Raw genomic sequence first — 20,263 nt, 5'->3', positions numbered from 1 at the left:
AAGCCGCCCGCGCGGGAACCATTGCCCCCCCATCAGGGTTCTCCGGCATGTCAGCAAGCCGTGATCTAACCCAAGGCCCCGTGTGGCGCGGCCTCGCGGCTGTGTCCGCGCCTATGTCGCTGGGCATCCTTGGCGTCCTTAGCGTCGGTCTGGCGGATGCTTATTTTCTGGGTCAACTGGGCGGCGAACCGCTGGCCGCTGTGGGCTACATCTATCCCGTCACGACCGCGATCACGTCCCTGTCGATCGGATTGAGTGCGGGCGCCAATACGGCGATTTCGCAGGCCATCGGACGCAAAGATGGTGACGACGCGGAACAGCGCCTCGCCCTTCATGCTGTCGGCATCGGTTTGGTCCTGTCCATTGTCATTGCGGTTTTGTTCTTCGCGGTCTCAGGTGTCGTGTTCGGATTGATCGGCGCAGGCGACGCTGTGATGGACGAAATCAACGCATACCTGCCCTTTTGGGCCGCCAGCTTTCCTCTGCTGGTGGTTATGATGCTTACCCAATCGGCCTTTCGCGCCCACGGCGACGGGGCCACAGCAGCCGTTGTGATGGTGGGGGTCGCGGCGATCAACATCGCGCTTGATCCGTTGTTTATTTTCGGGATGAGGATGTTCCCTGAACTGGGGACGGGCGGGGCCGCACTGGCGACCTTGGTGGCCCGCGCCGTCGGTGCGGGCGCGGCTGTTTTCTGGGCCATACGTCAAGGATTTCTGACGTTCCCCAAATCCCCTCTCAAGGGCCTTGGAGGCTCCATCAAAGCGATCACATCCGTCGGTGGCCCCGCAGCGCTCTCAAACGCCATCAACCCCGCCGGTATGGCCGCGGTCACCGGTGCTGTGGCCACTTTGGGCGAAACAGCTGTCTCGGCCTTTGGTGCCGCCACGCGCGTGCAGTCTTTGGCCATCGTTCCAATGTTGGCGCTGTCTGCAGGGATCGGGCCGGTGGTGGGCCAGAACTGGGGGGCTGACAAACAGGACCGCGCAGCACGCGGCCTGATGTGGTCCTTTGCATTCTGTCTGGCCTACGGACTGGTTGTGGGGGCTTTGCTGTTTGTGTTTGCCACCCCTATCGCGGGCCTGATTGCCGGTGACACCGGCGCACAAGATCAAGCCGCGCTGTACCTTCGGATCGTCGGTTGGTCACTGTTTGGTTACGGCTTTGTTGTGACCGCAAATGCCGCCATGAATGCCCGTGACAAAGCGATCTATTCCATGGCGCTGTCACTGGGGCGCATCTTTTTGGTTTATTTGCCGGGGGCATGGCTTGGTGTCAGTGTCTTGGGCTACACGGGCGTTCTGGCCGCTGCGGTCACCGCCAACCTGTTGGCCGCTGCCGCCGCTGTCTGGTTCGCCTATCGCACCTGTCTGGTCCGATCAAACGGGGTGGCCATGCTCAGGTCGGATCCTTAGTCCAGCGCCTTTCGGATCTGACGCACCATCAGCCACACCAGACCGATCACCAGCGGCGTCAAAACGGCCTTCATCGCCAGTGACGACAGCCCCAGTCCGTCAGCAAAAGGCAGCGCCATATTGGCCGCCAAATTCACCGCGTAATAACTGATCGCGACAATCGACAGCCCCTCAACCGTCTTTTGCAAACGCAGCTGCAAATCCGCGCGCCGGTCCATGCTTTCCAGCAGCGCCTTATTTTCAGCCGAGCGTTCCACATCTACCCGCGTCCGCAACAGATCAGACGCACGGATGGCCCTGTCAGACATCGCATCCAGACGTTCCTTGGTGCTGGCCACCGTCCGCATCGCCGGATCAAAACGGCGCATCATGAATTCACCAAAGGTCTGGCGCCCGTCAAAGCGGTCTTCACGCAGCACCGAAATCCGTTGATTGACGATCTTTTCATAGGCGCGGGTCGCGCCAAACCGGAAGGTATTCTGCGCGGTCATCGCCTCCAACTCACCGGACACTTGCAACAGGGAATTGAGCGTCGTCTCCGTGTCCTGCGGCGCACCAGACAAGGCATCGGTCAGCCCCGACAGACGCCTATCCAAATCGCCCATGGTTTTGCCCAAGGACCGCGACCGCGAAAAGCCCAACATTGCCATGGCCTTATAGGTCTCAATCTCACACAGACGTTGAACAATGCGCCCCGTGCGGCGTTCCCCCGTGCTGGGGCGCGCAAAAACGGCAAAGCGCATGTGGCCTGCAGGATCAATCCGGAAATCCGCCGCAATGATGGCGTCATCATCCAGAACGCGGCTGACGGCGACGCTTTCGGGGACAAACCAATCGCGCACTTTATCGGTGATGCCCTCGTCGCCCACCTGCTCCTCGACGCGGATCAGGGCCGATGTGACCCGCGCACCCGGCGCATCCGCCAGCCAGTGGTCCGGAAACATCGCAAAGGTCTTGGCATCGAACGGGGTGGCCGCAGGCCCCTGCCCGAAGATCGTATAGGTCACAAATTCCGTGTGGCTTTCCCACTTGAGGACATGCTGGCCGATCTGGCCAAAATAATGGGTCGCCCCCTCTTCGGGATGGGGGGCTGCGTAATGATCCAGCAACGCCTTCAGATGCGCCACATCTGCGGCCCGGTCCCGACCTGCAGCGTTCTCCGCAGGCTTGATCGCCAGATAAGCCGCGCGACAAGGCGCATCGAGGGTCGGGAACGGCCGCGCATGCAATTCATTGGCCAAAGCATAGCGCAGCGGGTGGTCTTGGATCGGGCTCATGGCGCGGCGTCCTTAGGGATGTTGCACCAAGACCTAGCCGCTTTCACGCGCCTGTAAAGAAAAAACCTCGCATGTTCATAAGGTTAGCCGCGCACAATGGTATACCGTGCGCGGCATGACACCCCATTCAGCTTTAGACAACCATCACCGCAAGCGGCGGGAAGCCATTGAAACCAACAGAAGAATAGCTGCTGGTGTAGGCACCGCAATTGCGGATGACGACGCGATCACCAGCGCTCAGGCTCAACGGCAACAACACGGGTTGTTTCTCATAAAGCACATCGGCGCTGTCGCATGACGGGCCCGCCAGAACGCACGGCCCCATCGGATCACCATCGCGCGGGGTGCTGATCTGATAGCGGATCGCCTCACCATCGGTCTCGGCCAGACCACTAAAGCGGCCAATCGACAGATAGACCCATCGGTGCAGATCGCGCGCCGATTTGCGGCTGGCCAACATGACCTCCGCCACAATGGCACCGGCCTCCGCCACGAGGCCCCGGCCCGGTTCGGCCATCACACGCGCAACCTCCCCGAAACGCGCGGAGACCTGATCCATGACCGAGGCCGCGTAGTCGGTCGGGGCTTCAATGTCCTGCCCGTAAAAGGCCGGAAAACCACCGCCGATGTTGAGAAGCGTCAGGTTATGCCCCGCCTCTGTCGCCGCATGCCAAATCTTGTGCATCTCATCCAATGTCGGCCCCCACATGGCCGCCCGACGGGTTTGGGAGCCTACGTGAAACGAAAACCCAACAGCCTGTAGCCCCAGATCACGGGCGCGGTCCAAAAGCTCCAACGCCATATCCCGGTCGCAGCCAAACTTACGCGACAGCGGCCAATCGGCTTGGGATGTCTCGACAATCAGACGAATATAGACCTGCGCACCGGGGGCGTGCTGCGCAATCTTGTCCAGCTCTTCAGCCGCATCTGCCGCAAAAAGCGTGACACCCACCGAATGGGCATAGGCCACATCTGCGGCCCGTTTGATGGTGTTGCCAAAAGAAATTTCATAGGGCCGCGCACCTTGGGCCAAACACAGCTCAATTTCACCGCGGGATGCCGCATCAAAATGCGACCCGACCGCAACCAGCCGCGCAATGACCTCGGGCGCGGGGTTGGCTTTGACCGCATAATGGATATCCGCGCGGCCCAAACCCGCTTTCAGGGCGTGATACTGCTGCTCGACCCGATCCAGCGAAATCACCAGCGTCGGCTGGTCGAACATCGCGGTCTCGACCACGGCGTCAAATGTAGAAACAGGGGCGGACGCCCCAAGGCCTTGGGGGGCCGCAAATTGCATCGTCATGTCTCATCTCCAATAAGACCCGGCCATGATGGATCATCCCATCGCAGACCGCTCACTTCCAAAAGGAGACGTTACCGTCGCTGCATAAACACACTTCAAACCGAAAGGGCCAGAGGCGCGTGCGTTGGCGTCTGAGCGCGCCTATGCGCCCATTCTTCGAGTCGCACAAGAAATATCTTCGGGGAAAATCCGGCTTCTTTCACCCCCGAACGCGCCACCTGAAATCCGCGCCACGCCCCCGTTTCTCTGGTTCAAAAATACCTAAAATCCGGCCTCTCCCCAAGCGCTTGCGCAAACGGCAGTTCCGCGCCCCGCAGGGGCGCCCCCCGCCGTCCGCAGGACCGGATCGCAGATCCCTTTCCATGGGCTGCAATTCGAGCTACCAGCGCGCATATGACCACACTCCTGTTCAACAAACCCTTTGGCGTTCTCAGCCAGTTTACGGACGTCAAATCCCCGACGGAACGCCCGACGTTGTCGGGGTTTGATCTGCCGAAAAATGTCTATGCCGCAGGGCGTCTTGACCGCGACAGCGAGGGATTATTGGTGCTGACCGACAACGGCAAACTTCAGGCCAAACTCTCCAGCCCGAAGTTCAAGACCCCGAAAACCTATCTTGTGCAGGTCGAAGGCGCGCCGTCTGATGCGGACCTCACCCCGCTGCGCGCAGGCCTGACCCTCAAAGATGGCCCCACCCTGCCCGCCAAAGCGCGCCTGATCGCGGCACCTGATCTGTGGCGGCGCGACCCGCCCGTCAGGGTCCGCAAAACCGTCCCCGACAGGTGGATCGAGATTACCATCACCGAAGGCCGCAACCGACAGGTCCGCCGCATGTGTGCCGCCGCAGGCTTTCCCTGCCTACGGCTGGTACGCTGGTCTGTGGGCGGATGGACCCTTGACGGCATCGGTCAGGGAAAGTGGCAGGCGGTCTAGGACAGACAGCCGTCTAAAGGCACCAAAGCGCGGCCCGAGGCATCAAACAAGCCGGTGCGAAAAAGGCTCTCGCCCTCTCGGGTGACGATCACCTGCGCGCCCGCAATCTCCGCCCCGTCCACGGTGATCTCCCGTGTGCTAACCGTATCATCCAGATCCAGCGTCAATCTGATGACATCACCGGCCTGCATCTCCGCCAACCGCAGGGTGAGCAACTGATCACCATCATTTACAACGCTCATTGTCGCCACGAGGGCCGCCCCATCGACGATTTCGACAGGCTGGTTGACCTGCACCCCTGCGCCTTGAGACGACACATCAAAGATCAACCCAGATGGGCTTGGAACCAGATCAACGGCCAATGTCATGGGTCCGACCTCGCAGCCACCGATGTTGGCAATCTCAATGCGATCCTTTGGCGCGCCATCCCTGAAGGTGACTTCAATATCTGCGGTCGCCGCTGTGCCCATGAGCACCATCACACCTGTCATCCATTTCATGAAACTCTCCTTTGAACTTAGAGGTGACGCCCGCGCGCCCGAAGTCAAAGAAAAAGGCCCCGCCAGTGCTGGCGGGGCCTTTCGGTCTTCAGTCGTGGACCAGATCAGTCGATCTTACCCAGCAGCGCATCCAGGCTTGCTTTCGCATCGCCGTAGAACATCCGCGTGTTGTCCTTGAAGAACAGCGGGTTTTCGATGCCGGAATAGCCGGTCCCTTGCCCGCGTTTGGACACGAACACCTGTTTGGCTTTCCAGCATTCCAGCACCGGCATCCCGGCGATGGGGCTGTTGGGATCGTCCTGTGCGGCGGGGTTCACGATGTCGTTGGACCCGATGACGATGGCGACGTCCGTGTCGGGGAAGTCGTCGTTGATCTCATCCATTTCCATCACGATGTCATAGGGCACCTTTGCTTCGGCCAGCAGGACGTTCATGTGGCCGGGCAAACGGCCTGCCACGGGGTGGATCGCGAAACGCACGGTCTTGCCCTTGGCGCGCAACCGGCGGGTCAGCTCAGCCACGTTCTGCTGGGCCTGTGCGACGGCCATGCCGTAGCCGGGGATGATGATGATGCTGTCAGCCTCCTCCAGCGCGTTTGCCACGCCGTCCACGTCGATGGCGACTTGCTCACCCTCAACGGCCATCTGTTCGCCCGCAGGGCCGCCAAAGCCGCCCAAGATGACCGATACGAACGACCGGTTCATGGCCTTGCACATGATGTAGCTCAGGATCGCACCGGAAGAGCCGACAAGCGCGCCCACCACGATCAGCAGATCGTTGCCCAGCGAGAAACCAATCGCCGCTGCCGCCCAGCCGGAATAGCTGTTGAGCATGGACACGACCACGGGCATGTCCGCGCCGCCGATGCCCATGATCAGATGGTAGCCGATGAACAGCCCCAGCACCGTCAACAGGACGAGCGTGAAGGTGCCGCCGTTGGACAGATACATGATCGCAAAGATCACGGACAGCGCCGCTGCCCCTGCGTTCAGATAATGACCGCCAGGCAATTTCTTGGCCGATGTGTCAATCTCAAACGGCAGTTTGGACGAATTGCCTGCCAGCTTGGCATAGGCGATGACAGAGCCTGTGAAGGTCACCGCACCGATCCAGATGCCCAACACCAGTTCAACCCGCAAAATGCCGATTTCGACGGCGGATTTCTTGGCGATCAACTGGCCGAAGGTCGACAGGTCGGACACCACGTCCTTGGGCATGGCGGCATAGGCGCCAGCGGCCCCCAGCATCTGACCGTTGTCTGTGTAAACGCCGGTGATGTAGTTGATCATCAGGTCGGCGTTGAAGCCTACGAACACAGCCGCCAGACCCACAAGCGAGTGCATGATCGCCACGAGTTCCGGCATCTGCGTCATCTCGACCTTGGTGGCGAGCTGATAGCCAACCGCCCCGCCTGCCGCAATCAGGATCAGCGACAAGAGCCACAGACCGGACCCGGGCCCGATGATCGTGGCCGCCACGGCAAGACCCATGCCCGCGATACCGTACCAGACAGCGCGCTTGGCGCTTTCCTGCCCCGAAAGGCCGCCCAGCGAGAGGATGAAAAGAATGGCTGCGACCACATAGGCCGCGATGGTGAATGCGTTTTCCATTGCGCCTGCTCCCTTAAGACTTCTGGAACATGGCGAGCATCCGCCGTGTCACCAGGAAACCACCGAAGATGTTAACGGCGGCCATAAAGATACCAAGTGCCGCCAAAATCGTGATCAACCATGAGGTCGATCCGATCTGGATCAGCGCGCCCAGAATGATGATGCTTGAAATCGCGTTCGTCACGGCCATCAGCGGCGTGTGCAGCGAATGGGCCACGTTCCAGATCACCTGGAAGCCGATGAACACGGACAGCACGAAGACGATGAAGTGCTGCATGAACGACGCGGGCATGCCGGGGATCATGCCGATGCCAAGAACCACAGCAGCCCCCACGGCCAGCAACGTCACTTGGGTCTTGGTCTGCGCCTTGAAGGCGGCCACTTCGGCAGCGCGCTTTTCTTCGGGCGTCATTTCCTTGACCTCAACCTTGGGCTGGGCCGCGATGGCCTGTACCTTGGGCGGGGGTGGTGGGAAGGTCACGTCCTTGGCGTGGGCGATGGTCGCGCCACGGATGACGTCGTCTTCCATGTTGTGGTCAACCACGCCGTCTTTTTCTGGCGTCAGGTCGGTCATCAGGTGGCGGATGTTGGTCGCATAAAGCGTGGACGCCTGCGTCGCCATGCGGCTTGGGAAATCGGTGTAGCCGATGATGGTCACGCCGTTGTCTGTGACGATCTTCTCATCCTTCACGGTCAGCTTGCAGTTGCCGCCCTTTTCGGCGGCCAGATCGACGATCACGGACCCGGGTTTCATGGATTTGACCATGTCCTCGGTCCACAGCTCAGGCGCTTCGCGGTTGGGGATCAACGCGGTGGTGATGACGATGTCGATGTCAGGGGCCAGTTCGCGGAACTTGGCCAGCTGGGCTGCGGCAAATTCGGGAGAAGAAACAGAGGCGTAGCCGCCAGAGGCGCTGCCGTCCTGCTGTTCTTCTTCAAAGTCCAGATAGACGAATTCCGCGCCCATCGACTCAACCTGTTCGGCCACTTCTGGGCGTACGTCGAAGGCGTAGGTGATGGCCCCCAGAGACGTGGATGTCCCGATGGCAGCAAGGCCCGCAACCCCTGCCCCCACGACCAGCACCTTGGCCGGAGGCACCTTGCCCGCGGCGGTGATCTGACCGGTGAAGAACCGACCAAAGTTGTTACCGGCTTCAATCACGGCACGGTAGCCTGCGATATTGGCCATAGAGGACAGCGCGTCCATTTTCTGTGCACGGGAAATACGCGGGATCATTTCCATCGCGATGACCGTGGCGCCCTTTTTGGCAGCACTTTGCATCTTTGCCTCATCCGCCACGGGCGAGAAGAAGGAGATCAATGTCTGACCGTCGCGCAGGCGCTTCATTTCGGCGTCGTCGGGCACGCGCACCTTGGCGACAATGTCGGCGGCTTTCCACAGCGCGGCGGCGGTCTTGACGACCTCAACACCGGCATCTTTGTAGTCCTTGTCCGAGAAACCAGCAGGCACACCGGCCTTTGTTTCAATGACGCATTCATGTCCAAGCTTTTGCAGTTCAAGCGCGGAGGCCGGCGTCATCGCAACGCGGTTTTCCCCCTCGAACAGTTCTTTTGGCGTGCCGATTTTCATGCGGACTCCCCCTCTTTTTGTCGCGGTTACAGGGTCGTTATAGCCGCGCGAGGGGATTCACAAGATGTCCGGCCGGTATGCATTGGTATGCTTGCGCTAACTTTACGCAAGATTATTACAACCAGCGGCGCGTTTGCTGTGTGTATCGATCAAAGGCCTCGCCGAATTTCGCCGCCAGCCGGTGTTCTTCGGGGCGGATGAAACGCACTTCGAGCACCCAAAAGAGAACCAGCATCAAAGGTGCGGCGGCAAAGCCACCCGTCCAAAAAACGTAGCCTGCAAGGACCAGCATATCACCCAGATAGATCGGGTTGCGGCTGTAGGCGAAGACGCCGGTCCGGACCAAGGTATCTGCGGTCATATGGGGCAAGACAGTCGTCTTGAAACGGCGCATTTCAAGAACCGCCCCCCCCATCAACAAAAGCCCGATGCCAATCAGCCCAGCGCCCAGCATCTGCACCGCCCATTTGTCAGCCCCTGCAGTGTCGCCTGACACCTGCGCCACCAGATGTGTAATTGCCATGCTGGCCAGCAGCCAAACGGGGGGAATATCGATCCATTTCATGACCGGCACCGTCACATTCCGCGCAAATTTAGGGAAGCGAAAAACGCATTGCCCAGCGCACTTAGCGGCCACGGCGAAAGGCGAATCCAAAATCGAAAATGCGTCCGTTAAGGCTGGATAAACAGCTAAAAAAGCCGTCTCAACCACAGGGTGTCAGCCTCCACACTTCAAACGAGAACTAAGGCACCAACGTGGCACACCCCCGTGAAATAAGACCATAATTGGACGCAGTGCCCCAAAATGACCCCCATTGCAGGCAGTTCATGCGGCAATCTCCGCATTGTTGTCGAATTGGTCCCGTAGACATCAGCCAATGAAACCGCCCGCGTGTAGGGGCGCGGTCCCGTTTGAGGACCGACATGTATGAGGTTGAATATGGCTACCGGTTATCTTGTAACACTTGGCGACGGCACCCTTGATCCCGGCGATGCGATCTCCGGCTCCCAGTCGACGTTCGACATCGGGTCAACGATCGGCAACGGTCAATGGACCTGGAGCGGCGTGTGGCAGGGCAATGGCCAGACCTATAACAACATTACGGATACCGGCGTCTACTACGAAGGGACGGACGGCAACGTTTACTTCATCCCAGACAACTGGTTCACCACGAGCGGCACCGCCACGGTCACCTCTGGCCCGACATATCCGGCAGCGCCCACCAACGGCACGGTCGACGGGACGGCGGGCGACGACGTTATTGATACAACCTATTCCGACCAGTCCAACGAAGGCCCCACCACCGGGGACGACATCATCGCCGCCGGAGGCGGCAACGACGTTGTGCAGGCAGGTGACGGCAATGACACGATCTATGGCGGCACCGGCAACGATACCCTTCTGGGCCAACGCGGCAATGATACGGTCTTTGGCGGCACGGGGACCGACGCAATCTATGGCGGCGGCGGAAACGATTCCATCGCGGCGGAAGACGGCAATGATACCGTCTTTGCAGGATCAGGCGCCGACAGCCTGACCGGCGGATCCGGTACCGATGTTTTGTATGGCGGGTCCGGCGCGGACACGATTGATGGCGGCGAAAACAGCGATGTCGTGCGCGGCGGGTCCGGCAACGACGTTATCACTGACACCGGCGGATCGGTGAGCAATGACACCATCTTTGGTGAAGCAGGCAACGACAGCATCAATGCAGGTGCCGGCAACGATGTGGTGTCCGGCGGGTCTGGGTCCGACACCATTGATGGGGGCGCGGGCACAGACACGATCGAAGGCAACGCAGGCGACGACAGCATTCTGGGCGGCGACGGTGACGACGTTCTGATCGGTGACACCGACGATGTGGCAATCACCGGCGAAGAATCCCTCAACTGGACCGGATTTGGCGCAGCAGGGACAGATCTGAATGGCGCTGTGGTTCAGTCCACCGGTGGCATGACCGTTCAGGTCGAAACCACCAACGATGGCAATGCCACCGGCATGCAGACCAGCAACACCACGCAATATACAGAGGCCGGAGAACCGTTTGCGACGGATTCTGCCCTGCGGCTGACGGGCGGCGCTGGTCCGACCTCCACCACCAACATCACCTTTGATCCCAACCTTGATACCGGCTTGTCTGACGAAGTTGAAAATGTCGTGTTCCGCATCAACGACATCGACACCTCAGGCTGGCAGGATGTGATCACCGTCAACGCATATGATGCGGACGGGATTGCCGTCACAGTCACGCTGACACCTGGTCAGGTGACTGGAACCGCATCGGACGACACGGTGTCGGGCAACACAATCACCGCTGGAACAGGGTCGCAATCCGCCGCAGATGCCTCAGGCTCTGTGCTGGTTGAAATCGCGGGCCCCGTCCACGAGATTGAGATTATCTATTCCAATGCAGGGACCTCCGGTCAGGCGCTGTGGGTCACTGACGTTTATTTTGACACAGTCGCCGCCGACAACACCGAAGCGGGAAATGACACCATCGATGGTGGCGCGGGCAACGATTACATCGAAGGCAATGCGGGCAACGACAGCATCTTTTCGGGGTCGGGCGACGATACGGTTTATGCCGGCGCGGGCAACGACAACGTGGGCGATTTTTCGACCGATGATGGCAACGACACGATCTTCGGCGGAACCGGTAATGACACGCTGAACGGCGGCAATGGCAACGATGAAATCTATGGCGGGGACGGCACCGACACACTGATTGGCGGCGCAGGAAACGACACCACCTACGGCGGCCAAGGCAGCGACGCAATCTGGATCACCGACGACCACGAAGGCGAAACCGTCTTCGGCGGTGAAGACCCCGATGGGTCCGACATCGATACAATCAGCTACTTCAATTTTGAGACGTCCGAAGGTGTGACTGTCACGGCCACGGGCGCAGAAAGCGGTACGTTCGATTACGATGGTTCGGTCGCAAGCGGCACGTTCAGCGAAATCGAGGCCCATTCAGGGACAAGTTTTGACGACACGTTTGATATGTCGGCCGACGGATCGGGTGTGTCGATTGATGCAAACCAAGGCAATGACAGCATCATCGGCGGCGCAGGCGATGACCTGATCGAGGCTGGCGCAGGTGCGGATACCGTCAATGCGGGCGCAGGCAATGACACCATCGTGCTGAACCGCGGGGCGGGATCGCCCGACGGCGACCGCGATGTCGTCGTGCTTGAAGATGGTTTCGGCAACGACATCATTACAGAGTTCGACGCCCCTACCCCCAACGGGGACGGCACTTTTAACGGGATCGACACCTTCGACGTCAGCACGCTGACCGACGCAGACGGCAACTTCGTCAACACAGACGACGTGACCGTCACAGACGACGGGTCCGGCAACGCAGTGCTAACCTTCCCCAACGGCGAAAGCGTGACCCTTGTGGGCATCAGCCCGACGGACGCGAACGATCCCGAATATCTTAACGCCATCGGCATCCCAATCCGCGACGGCATCGTTGAAGGCACGGCAGGCAACGACACCATCGACGCCAGCTACACGGGCGATCCGGAAGAGGACATGGTCGATGCAGGCGACGCCATCATCGCAGGCGACGGCGCCAATGATGACCGGATACATGCGGCCGCAGGCGATGACACTGTTGTCGCAGGCGTTGGCAACGACAGCGTCGTGGCCGGTGCAGGGGACGATTCCGTCTCCGGCGGGGCGGGCGATGACCTGATCATTGGCGATATGACGGGGTCCAACGGCGCCTATTTCAACACCGGTTCCGGCGATCTTCTGCAATACAACCCGCTGACCGGCCAGACCGAGGTTATCCAATCCGGTTTGCAGGCCTACGGCGATATCGCGCAGGTTCCGACAGGCGAACTCTATGGGGTGATCTTCTCCACGAACGCTGCGTCGGATGCTGGCATCTACGCCATTGATCCGGCAACCGGCACGGAGACCCTCGTTTACGATCTGGCCGATGACGGCAACAGCTATGCCTCCATGGCATCGGACGGGAACGGCAACCTTTACATGACCGTGGACAACACGGGCGAGTTGCTGATGTTTGCCCCTGATGGGTCGGGCGGCTTTAGCGCGCCGACCTCTGTAGGGACACTGCCCACAGGCGTGAAAGACATCGTCTTTTTAGATGATGGCACAGCATGGGCAACTTCCGGTGGCGTGATCTATTCCTACGACGTCAATCCCGACGGCACCTTCACCAATGAGGTCAACCTTGGCACGGTCAACGGGCAGACCGACATCTTCGGGCTGCATCTGGGCGACGATGGTCTGATCTATGCCACCGAGGGCACGGGCGAAGTCTTCAGCACCGCCCCCGGCACATTGCCCCTCGTCTGGGAGCAAGAGCTCAGCACCAACAACGGCATCTGGGGTGCCACGGCCATTACCAGCGATCTGGCAACGGCTGGCAACGACACCCTCAATGGTGACGCGGGCGATGACACGATCTATGGCGGCGCAGGGACAGATGTTCTGGACGGCGGCGCGGACAATGACACGCTTTATGGTGGCGAAGACAATGACACGCTGACCGGCGGCACGGGCACAGACAGTGTGTACGGCGGCACCGGCGATGACACCGTCATCGTAGGCGAAAACGACGGCTCCGGTGATGTGATCGTAGGCGGCGAAGACGCAAACGGCACAGACATCGACACCCTTGATCTGGACGAAGCCGGATCAGGCCAGGGCGTTACAGTGACCTTTGATGGCAACGAATCCGGCAGCTATGCCTTTGACGGCACCACCGGATCCGGCACCTTCTCAGAGATCGAGGCGATCGACGGCACGGATGCAAACGACACCCTTGATGCGTCCGCCGATACGGGCGGCATCACGCTGATCGGCAACGCAGGCAATGATACGCTGACCGGTGGCACCGGTGATGACAGCATGTCGGGCGGCACGGGCGACGATGTGTTCAACGTGGCGCAGGATGGCGGCACGGACACCATTGATGGCGGCGCGGACGCGGGCAACGGCGACGTCGACACCATCAATTTCAGTGACACGACCGGCCCCGATGGCGTGACCATCACCGGTGGTGGCACCGAAACCGGCACCTACACCTTCCCCGGTGACAGTGCTGGCGGGTCCTTCACCGAGATTGAGAACATCGAAGGCACCCAGCAGGATGACACGATCACCCTGACCGGCAGCGATGGCATGACCATCAGCGGCAACGGGGGTGAGGACGTTATCACCGGTGTTTCGGGAAACACGACCGTTTACGGTGGTGATGACAACGACACGATCATCGGTGAGGACAACAACGCAACAGGGACATCTACCCTCTTTGGCGGTGCAGGCAATGACAGCATCGACGGCGCGGACGGGGATGATGTCATCTTCGGCGGCGACGGTGCAGACACCATCGAAGCAGGCGAGGAACGCAGCTTTGGGGACAGCGATACCGTCTATGGCGGCGCGGGGGATGATATCATCACCTCGTCCGAAGCAAGTACAAATTCAAACGACACGCTTTATGGCGACGAAGGCAACGACACGATCACAGTGGTCGGCGGCGATGCAAACGTGCTGGATGGCGGCACCGGTGATGACACGCTAACCAGCGGCACCGGCGCGGACACCCTTTCGGGTGGCGACGATCAGGACAGCATCTATGCAGGGTCCAACGATACCGTTGATGGTGGTGAAGGCGGCACGGACTTTGACGTGCTTTATGTCTCCGACGTGGCGTCCATCGCTTATGATCCGGTCAACAGCGAAAATGGCACGGTCACCTTCAACGATGGCAGCACGCTGACCTTCACCAATATCGAAGACGTGATCATCGAAGATCAGGACGGCACGGTGTCCGGTACCGCTGGCGATGACATCATCAACGCGGGCTACACTGGCGATCCCGAAGGCGACGTGGTCGACGCAGGCGACGCGATCATCAGCGGCCATGACGCCAACGATGACCTGATCGAGGCCGGTGGCGGCAATGACCAGATCGATGGCGGTCTTGGTGGCGATACGATCTATGCCGGAACCGGCAACGACACCGTCTTTGGCGGCCCCGATACCGAAACCAACACCATCTTCGGTGAAGCGGGCACAGACACCGTCTTTGGCGGTCAGGGCGGCGATCTGATCTATGGCGGCGCTGATGCGGACAATCTGGACGGCGAAGCCGGCAACGACACGATCTTCGGCGGGACCGGCGATGACCAGCTGATTGGCGATGACGGCACCGACACGCTTTATGGCGGCGACGGCGCAGATACGTTCTACGCAGGCAATGACAACGACACAGTCTACGGTGGCGACGGCGATGACATCGCTTTCGGCGGTGGCGGAGACGACACATTCGAGATGTGGTTGGGCAATGACACCGCCTATGGCGGCGAAGGCAACGACTATATCGACGGCGCGCAAGGCGACGACGCACTCTATGGCGGCGCAGGCAATGACACGATCTTGGCTGGGTCCGATGTGGGCGCCGATACGCTGTATGGCGGCACCGGCGATGACAGACTGTCCGCAGGCGACGGAGACGACACGCTTTACGGTGGCACCGGCGCGGATACGCAGTTCGGCGCAGGTGGCGACGACATCTTTGTTATCGAAGACGATTTCGGCAACGACGTCATCACCGGTGGCGAGACCGGTGAAACAAATGGCGACACACTGGACGGGTCCGGCCTGACGCAAAACGTCACTGTCACAATGACGGGCGACGAAGCGGGCACCTTCAACAACGGTCCGGACACCGGCACCTTTACCCAGATCGAACAGATCGAAACAGGGTCCGGCAACGACACCTTCGTTGGTGGCAACGGTGCAGACAGCATCTCCACCAACGGAGGGGACGACATCCTCGTGGTGTCTGACGGTGACACGGCTGACGCGGGGTCCGGCGACGACGTCATCACACTGGTCGACACGATTGGCGGTCCCGGTGCCACGATCACCATCGACGGCGGGGCGGGCGACGAATCCACCGGCGTCGGAGGCGGCGACACCTTGCAGCTGGGCGATCTTGCAAACCTGCAAGACGTGCTGGCCAATGCCACGGACGATGGCACAGGCAGCTTCTCAGGTTCGATCACCCTGGACGATGGCACGATCCTCAACTTCTCCGAGATCGAGAACATCATCTGCTTCACGCCCCAGACCCGCATCGCGACCCCCCATGGGCTGCGCAACATCGAGGATCTGAAGGTGGGCGACATGGTCGTCACCCGCGATCACGGCCTGCAGCCGATCCGCTGGATCGAGGCCCGCACCGTGCCTGCCGTGGACCGTTTCGCGCCCGTGCGCATCCGGTCCAACGTTCTGGCCGGTCAGGACCGTGATCTGCTGGTCTCCCCCCAGCACCGCGTGTTGTTCCAGGGCTACCGCGCAGAACTGCTCTTTGGTGAAAGCGAAGTCCTCGTTGCCGCCAAGCATTTGATCGACGGCATGGATGTGACGCAGGATGAGGGCGAAAAAGTCACCTATATCCACATGCTCTTCGACCAACATGAAGTGATCTATGCGGAAGGTGCGGCCACCGAAAGCTTCCACCCCGGTGATATCGGCTTCTCAGCCGTTGGCGACGCGGCCCGCGAAGAACTCTTCGCGATCTTCCCCGAACTGCGCGCCGATCAAAACCACTACGGCAATACCGCACGGCGCTGCCTCAAAGCCCATGAGGCGAAATTGATCCGCACCTGATCTGCGGGTTGATCACAGCGTCCCTTCAGGCCAGTCTAAGCGCAGACCGGCCTGAAGGGACTTAACATGCGGACGTCTATTCTCGTTTTGACTTGTGCAGCACTCACCGGGTGCACTGCTGCCCCTGCCCCGCAATCAGCACCACGCACGGGCAGCCCCGCGCAACCCTTCACTGTGCCCATGGACCCCGGCCAAATCAGATGCGCCAGCCTGGCAAACCCCGCCGCCGTGGATGCCGCGACAGATTGGGTGATGGGGTTGATGCGCGCGCAGGTCTTGGCTGGTCGAAGGGCGGACATGCCGGACACACTTCAGGTCGGGTCCGACCTGCAGTCCGCCTGTCGGTCCACCCCGCAAAGCACACTGCGAACAGCGGCCTCTCAGCTGGGCGTCTAGGCCGTCAGTTTTTGCGGCTGCTGTTTACGGCTGACCCAATCGCGCGCCGCCTGCCCGAAAGCTTCGAACAAGGGGCGGGACACGGGATCGATCCCCGCCTGCCATTCCGGATGCCATTGCACCGATAAAGTGAAGCCCGGCGCGTCTTTGACATAAATCGCCTCAGGTGTGCCGTCTGGCGCGTGGCCATCAATCACGATCCGGTCGCTGGCCTCCATAATCCCCTGCCCATGCAGGGAATTGGTCAGCACCTCGGTCTTGCCCCAAATCTGCTGGAACGGCCCGTCTTCGGACACGGTGACGACGTGGCGCATTTCAAACTTTTCTTCCAGCGTGCCATCGGGCGGCATGCGGTGATTGTCGCGTCCCGGTAAATCGCGGATTTCGGGATGCAGAGTGCACCCCATGGCCACGGCGACCTCTTGAAAGCCGCGGCAAATGCCCAAGATCGGCTGCCCTCGGTCCACGCAAGCGCGGATCAGGGGCAAAGCCACCCCGTCGCGGCCTCGGTCAAAGGCACCGTGGGCCTCTGTCGGGGCATGGCCGTACTCCTCGGGATGCACGTTGGGGCGCGCGCCTGTGAAAACAAAGCCGTCACAGACCTCCATCAATTCATCGATATCCACCAATGCAGGGTCCGTGGGCACGATCAAAGGCAGCCCTCCGGCCACCTCAGCCACGGCGGCGGAGTTCATCGTCCCCGCCGCATGGGTCGGATACTCATCATTGATGAGGTACATATTTCCAATGATTCCGATAACAGGTCTACGCATACTCAATCCTTTGACAGTTATCTAACCCGCCAAAGCATCAAATCCTACCCTACCTGCCGCGCAATGGTCTGCGCAAATATGCGCATGGTTAAATTTCAGGCACCAAGTTGGCCGCTTCGACGCCAAAGGCCGCGCAAACCGCATCGTTGTCCGAGGTGTCGCCCGTGACACCCACGGCGCCAATCACAACACCCCGTTTGTCGCGCACCAGCACGCCACCGGGCACGGGCACAACCTGCCCGCCATAGACGCCGTTGACGGCATTCATGAAATAGCCCTGCTGTTCGGCGCGCTGCATCTGTGCTGTGCCGGACATGCCCAACATCACCGCGCCGTAGGCCTTGCCTTGGGCGATGGCAAAGCGCCCCGGGGCCGCCCCATCTTCACGTTCAAACGCTTTCACGTGACCGCCCGCATCCAGAACGACGACGCTCAGCGGTTTCAACTCCATCTCGCGGCCCTTTTGCAGCGCCTTGCGGATCATCGTCCGCGCTTTGTTTATAGAAATCTCGGCCATGGTCAGGCTCCTTGTCTTCTCTGGTTCAAAAATACCTCGGGGAGTCCGAAGGACGGGGCAGAGCCCCAGCGGATCGGATGGGCAAAGCCCATTCGATCCACCCCCTCAAGAATTGCGCTGCGCTTTCAATTCCAGACGCCGCTGATGCAACACAGGCTCGGTATACCCTGACGGCTGCTCGCGGCCCTTGAAAACCAGATCGCATGCCGCCTGAAACGCAATGCCGTCAAACTCGGGCGCCATGGGACGGTAGGCCGGATCACCGGCATTCTGCCCGTCCACCACAGCCGCCATCTTGCGCATGGCATCCATCACGTCATCGTGGCTCACGACCTCATGGTGCAACCAATTCGCCAGCGCTTGCGAACTGATCCGGCAGGTTGCGCGGTCTTCCATCAGGCCCACATCATTCACGTCCGGCACTTTGGAACAGCCCACGCCCTGATCGATCCAACGGACGACATAGCCCAAAATCCCTTGGGCGTTGTTCTCAACCTCCCGCAGGATCACGTCGCGGCCCCAGTCGGTGTCGGTGGCCACGGGCACGCTCAGCAATTCGCCCAATGTGGACCGCGCCCCGCCCGCCTTCAGGCCCGCTTGCACGTCAAACACATCCACTTGGTGATAGTGCATCGCATGCAAGGTTGCCGCCGTGGGCGATGGCACCCATGCGCAGTTGGCGCCGGATTTCGGATGGCCGATCTTTTGGTCGATCATATCGGCCATGGCATCGGGGGCTGCCCACATGCCTTTGCCGATCTGGGCGCGACCGGACAAACCGCAGGCCAAACCGATGTCGACGTTGCGGTTTTCATAGGCCTGAATCCAGCCCGCCTGCTTGATCTCGTCCTTGCGCAAAAACGGCCCCGCTTCCATCGAGGTGTGGATTTCATCGCCAGTGCGATCCAGAAAGCCGGTGTTGATAAAGGCCACACGCGACCGCGCGGCACCAATACACGCCATCAGATTGGCGGAGGTGCGGCGTTCCTCGTCCATAATGCCGATTTTGACAGTGTTGGCCGGCAGCCCGAGGGCCGTTTCCACATGATCAAAAATGCTGTTGGTGAAGGCCACTTCTTCGGGGCCATGCATCTTCGGCTTCACGATATAAACGGACCCGTGGACCGAATTACCGCTGTCGCGCGACAAATCGTGTTTCGCGATAAGGGTTGTGATCATGGCGTCCATGAGGCCTTCAAACGCCTCCTGCCCATCGCGGTCCAGAATAGCAGGGTTGGTCATCAGATGGCCGACGTTGCGAATCCACAGCAAGGCGCGGCCTTTCAACGTCAGATCGGACCCGTCTGCTGCCGTGTAGGTCACGTCGTCGTTCAGTTTACGCGTAAACGTCTGTCCGCCCTTGCTGACCTCCTCGGTCAGATCGCCTTTCATCAGACCCAGCCAGTTGGCATAGGCCGTGACCTTGTCTTCGGCGTCCACACAGGCCACGGAATCTTCGCAATCCATGATCGTGGACAGCGCGCTTTCAAGACGCACGTCAGAGATACCGGCCGAATCAGAGGCCCCGATTTCGCTGCTGGGGTCGATCACGACTTCGATGTGCAAACCGTTCTTTTTCAACAATACTTTAAGAGTATCGCCCGACCCTGTGTGGCCCACGAATTGCGCAGGCTCCGCCAAGGCGGGCTGCATGACGCCGCCTTCGACGGACACCTTGGTGACATCCGCCCACGACCCGCTGGCCAAAGGCACGGCCTTGTCCAGATGACCCTTCGCATAGGACACCACGCGCGCCCCGCGATCGGGGTTGTAGCCCTTGCCTTCGGGCAAATCGCCCATGGCATCCGTGCCATACAGCGCATCATAAAGGCTGCCCCAACGGGCATTGGCCGCATTCAGCGCAAAACGGGCATTGGTGATGGGCACCACCAGTTGCGGCCCCGCGATGGAGGCGATTTCAGGATCGACATTGGCGGTCTCAATCTCGAACGCGGCGGGCGTTTCTTGGATGTAGCCGATCTGGCGCAAAAACGCGTCGTAGGCTTCAGGGTCGCCCAAGCCGCGGTGTTTGGTGTGCCAATCGTCAAGCTGGCTTTGCAGATCGGCACGTTTTTCCAGCAAAGACCGGTTGATCGGGCCAAACTCGTGGATGAGGGCGGACAATCCATCCCAAAAGGCTGCGACCTCAACACCGGTGCCCGGCAAGGCACGGGTTTCGATAAATGTCGCAAGTTCTTCGGCCACTTGCAGCCCAGCGCGGTCTACACGGTTGGTCATGATCTGTCCTTTCCTTCAGCCGCTCGGGCGGCAATTTGTTCCGG

At 60.4% G+C, this 20,263-nt stretch carries 13 protein-coding genes; 4 read left to right on the top strand and 9 right to left on the bottom strand.

Annotated elements, in window-relative coordinates; translation table 11 throughout:
* Positions 1-47: 47 nt before the first annotated feature.
* Positions 48-1,415: an MATE family efflux transporter gene (locus tag ACTG36_RS03890; protein WP_439141502.1), complete on the top strand. Its 1,368-nt coding sequence runs from the start codon at positions 48-50 to the stop codon at positions 1,413-1,415.
* On the opposite strand, the gene ACTG36_RS03885 is transcribed toward ACTG36_RS03890, so the two are convergent.
* Together ACTG36_RS03885 and ACTG36_RS03880 are read right to left on the bottom strand one after the other, a co-directional pair.
* Positions 1,412-2,692, bottom strand: a complete 1,281-nt coding sequence (locus tag ACTG36_RS03885) for a DUF3422 family protein (RefSeq protein ID WP_375280578.1) — start codon at positions 2,690-2,692, stop codon at positions 1,412-1,414. The genes ACTG36_RS03890 and ACTG36_RS03885 overlap by 4 nt on opposite strands.
* A gap of 133 nt (positions 2,693-2,825) precedes the next feature.
* Entirely contained in the window at positions 2,826-3,998 is a 1,173-nt protein-coding gene (locus ACTG36_RS03880) for a type III PLP-dependent enzyme (RefSeq protein ID WP_375280579.1), read from the bottom strand.
* A gap of 393 nt (positions 3,999-4,391) precedes the next feature.
* On the opposite strand from ACTG36_RS03880, the gene ACTG36_RS03875 reads away from it, so the two are divergent.
* A complete protein-coding gene (locus ACTG36_RS03875) occupies positions 4,392-4,931 on the top strand; it encodes a pseudouridine synthase (protein ID WP_375280580.1) in 540 nt (179 codons plus the stop codon).
* Here ACTG36_RS03875 and ACTG36_RS03870 read toward each other — a convergent pair.
* The 4 genes from ACTG36_RS03870 to ACTG36_RS03855 form a co-directional block, all read right to left on the bottom strand.
* The gene (locus ACTG36_RS03870; protein WP_375280581.1) at positions 4,928-5,431 is read right to left on the bottom strand and encodes an aggregation factor core protein MAFp3, isoform C; all 504 of its coding nucleotides are present in this window, start codon (positions 5,429-5,431) and stop codon (positions 4,928-4,930) included. The genes ACTG36_RS03875 and ACTG36_RS03870 overlap by 4 nt on opposite strands.
* 104 nt (positions 5,432-5,535) lie before the next feature.
* On the bottom strand, positions 5,536-7,041 hold the full coding sequence (locus ACTG36_RS03865; protein WP_375280582.1) for an NAD(P)(+) transhydrogenase (Re/Si-specific) subunit beta: 1,506 nt from the start codon (positions 7,039-7,041) through the stop codon (positions 5,536-5,538).
* 13 nt (positions 7,042-7,054) lie between these two features.
* Positions 7,055-8,632: a Re/Si-specific NAD(P)(+) transhydrogenase subunit alpha gene (locus ACTG36_RS03860; RefSeq protein WP_375280583.1), complete on the bottom strand. Its 1,578-nt coding sequence runs from the start codon at positions 8,630-8,632 to the stop codon at positions 7,055-7,057.
* Positions 8,633-8,747: 115 nt separating this feature from the next.
* Positions 8,748-9,197 carry a methyltransferase family protein gene (locus ACTG36_RS03855; protein WP_375280584.1) on the bottom strand — a complete coding sequence of 150 codons (450 nt, stop codon included), beginning with the start codon at positions 9,195-9,197 and terminating at the stop codon, positions 8,748-8,750.
* 375 nt (positions 9,198-9,572) lie between these two features.
* Between ACTG36_RS03855 and ACTG36_RS03850 the strand changes: the two genes are divergently transcribed.
* Both ACTG36_RS03850 and ACTG36_RS03845 read left to right on the top strand, forming a co-directional pair.
* Positions 9,573-16,295, top strand: a complete 6,723-nt coding sequence (locus ACTG36_RS03850) for a Hint domain-containing protein (protein ID WP_375280585.1) — start codon at positions 9,573-9,575, stop codon at positions 16,293-16,295.
* A gap of 66 nt (positions 16,296-16,361) precedes the next feature.
* Positions 16,362-16,691, top strand: a complete 330-nt coding sequence (locus tag ACTG36_RS03845) for a hypothetical protein (RefSeq protein WP_439141498.1) — start codon at positions 16,362-16,364, stop codon at positions 16,689-16,691.
* Here ACTG36_RS03845 and ACTG36_RS03840 read toward each other — a convergent pair.
* The 3 genes from ACTG36_RS03840 to ACTG36_RS03830 all read right to left on the bottom strand — a co-directional run bounded on the left by ACTG36_RS03840 (position 16,688) and on the right by ACTG36_RS03830 (position 20,219).
* Positions 16,688-17,464, bottom strand: coding sequence for a gamma-glutamyl-gamma-aminobutyrate hydrolase family protein (locus ACTG36_RS03840; protein WP_375280586.1), 777 nt, complete (start codon positions 17,462-17,464; stop codon positions 16,688-16,690). The two genes, ACTG36_RS03845 and ACTG36_RS03840, sit on opposite strands and share 4 nt — an antisense overlap.
* An 88-nt stretch (positions 17,465-17,552) precedes the next feature.
* On the bottom strand, positions 17,553-17,981 hold the full coding sequence (locus tag ACTG36_RS03835; RefSeq protein WP_375280587.1) for a GlcG/HbpS family heme-binding protein: 429 nt from the start codon (positions 17,979-17,981) through the stop codon (positions 17,553-17,555).
* A gap of 105 nt (positions 17,982-18,086) precedes the next feature.
* On the bottom strand, positions 18,087-20,219 hold the full coding sequence (locus ACTG36_RS03830) for a malate synthase G (protein WP_375280588.1): 2,133 nt from the start codon (positions 20,217-20,219) through the stop codon (positions 18,087-18,089).
* Between the last annotated feature and the right edge of the window lie 44 nt (positions 20,220-20,263).

The sequence above is a fragment of the Pseudooctadecabacter sp. genome (genome assembly GCF_965657175.1).
Lineage (GTDB): Bacteria > Pseudomonadota > Alphaproteobacteria > Rhodobacterales > Rhodobacteraceae > Octadecabacter.
The sequence above is the reverse complement of the archived record's forward strand: the minus strand, read 5'-3'. Positions and strand labels throughout refer to the sequence as shown.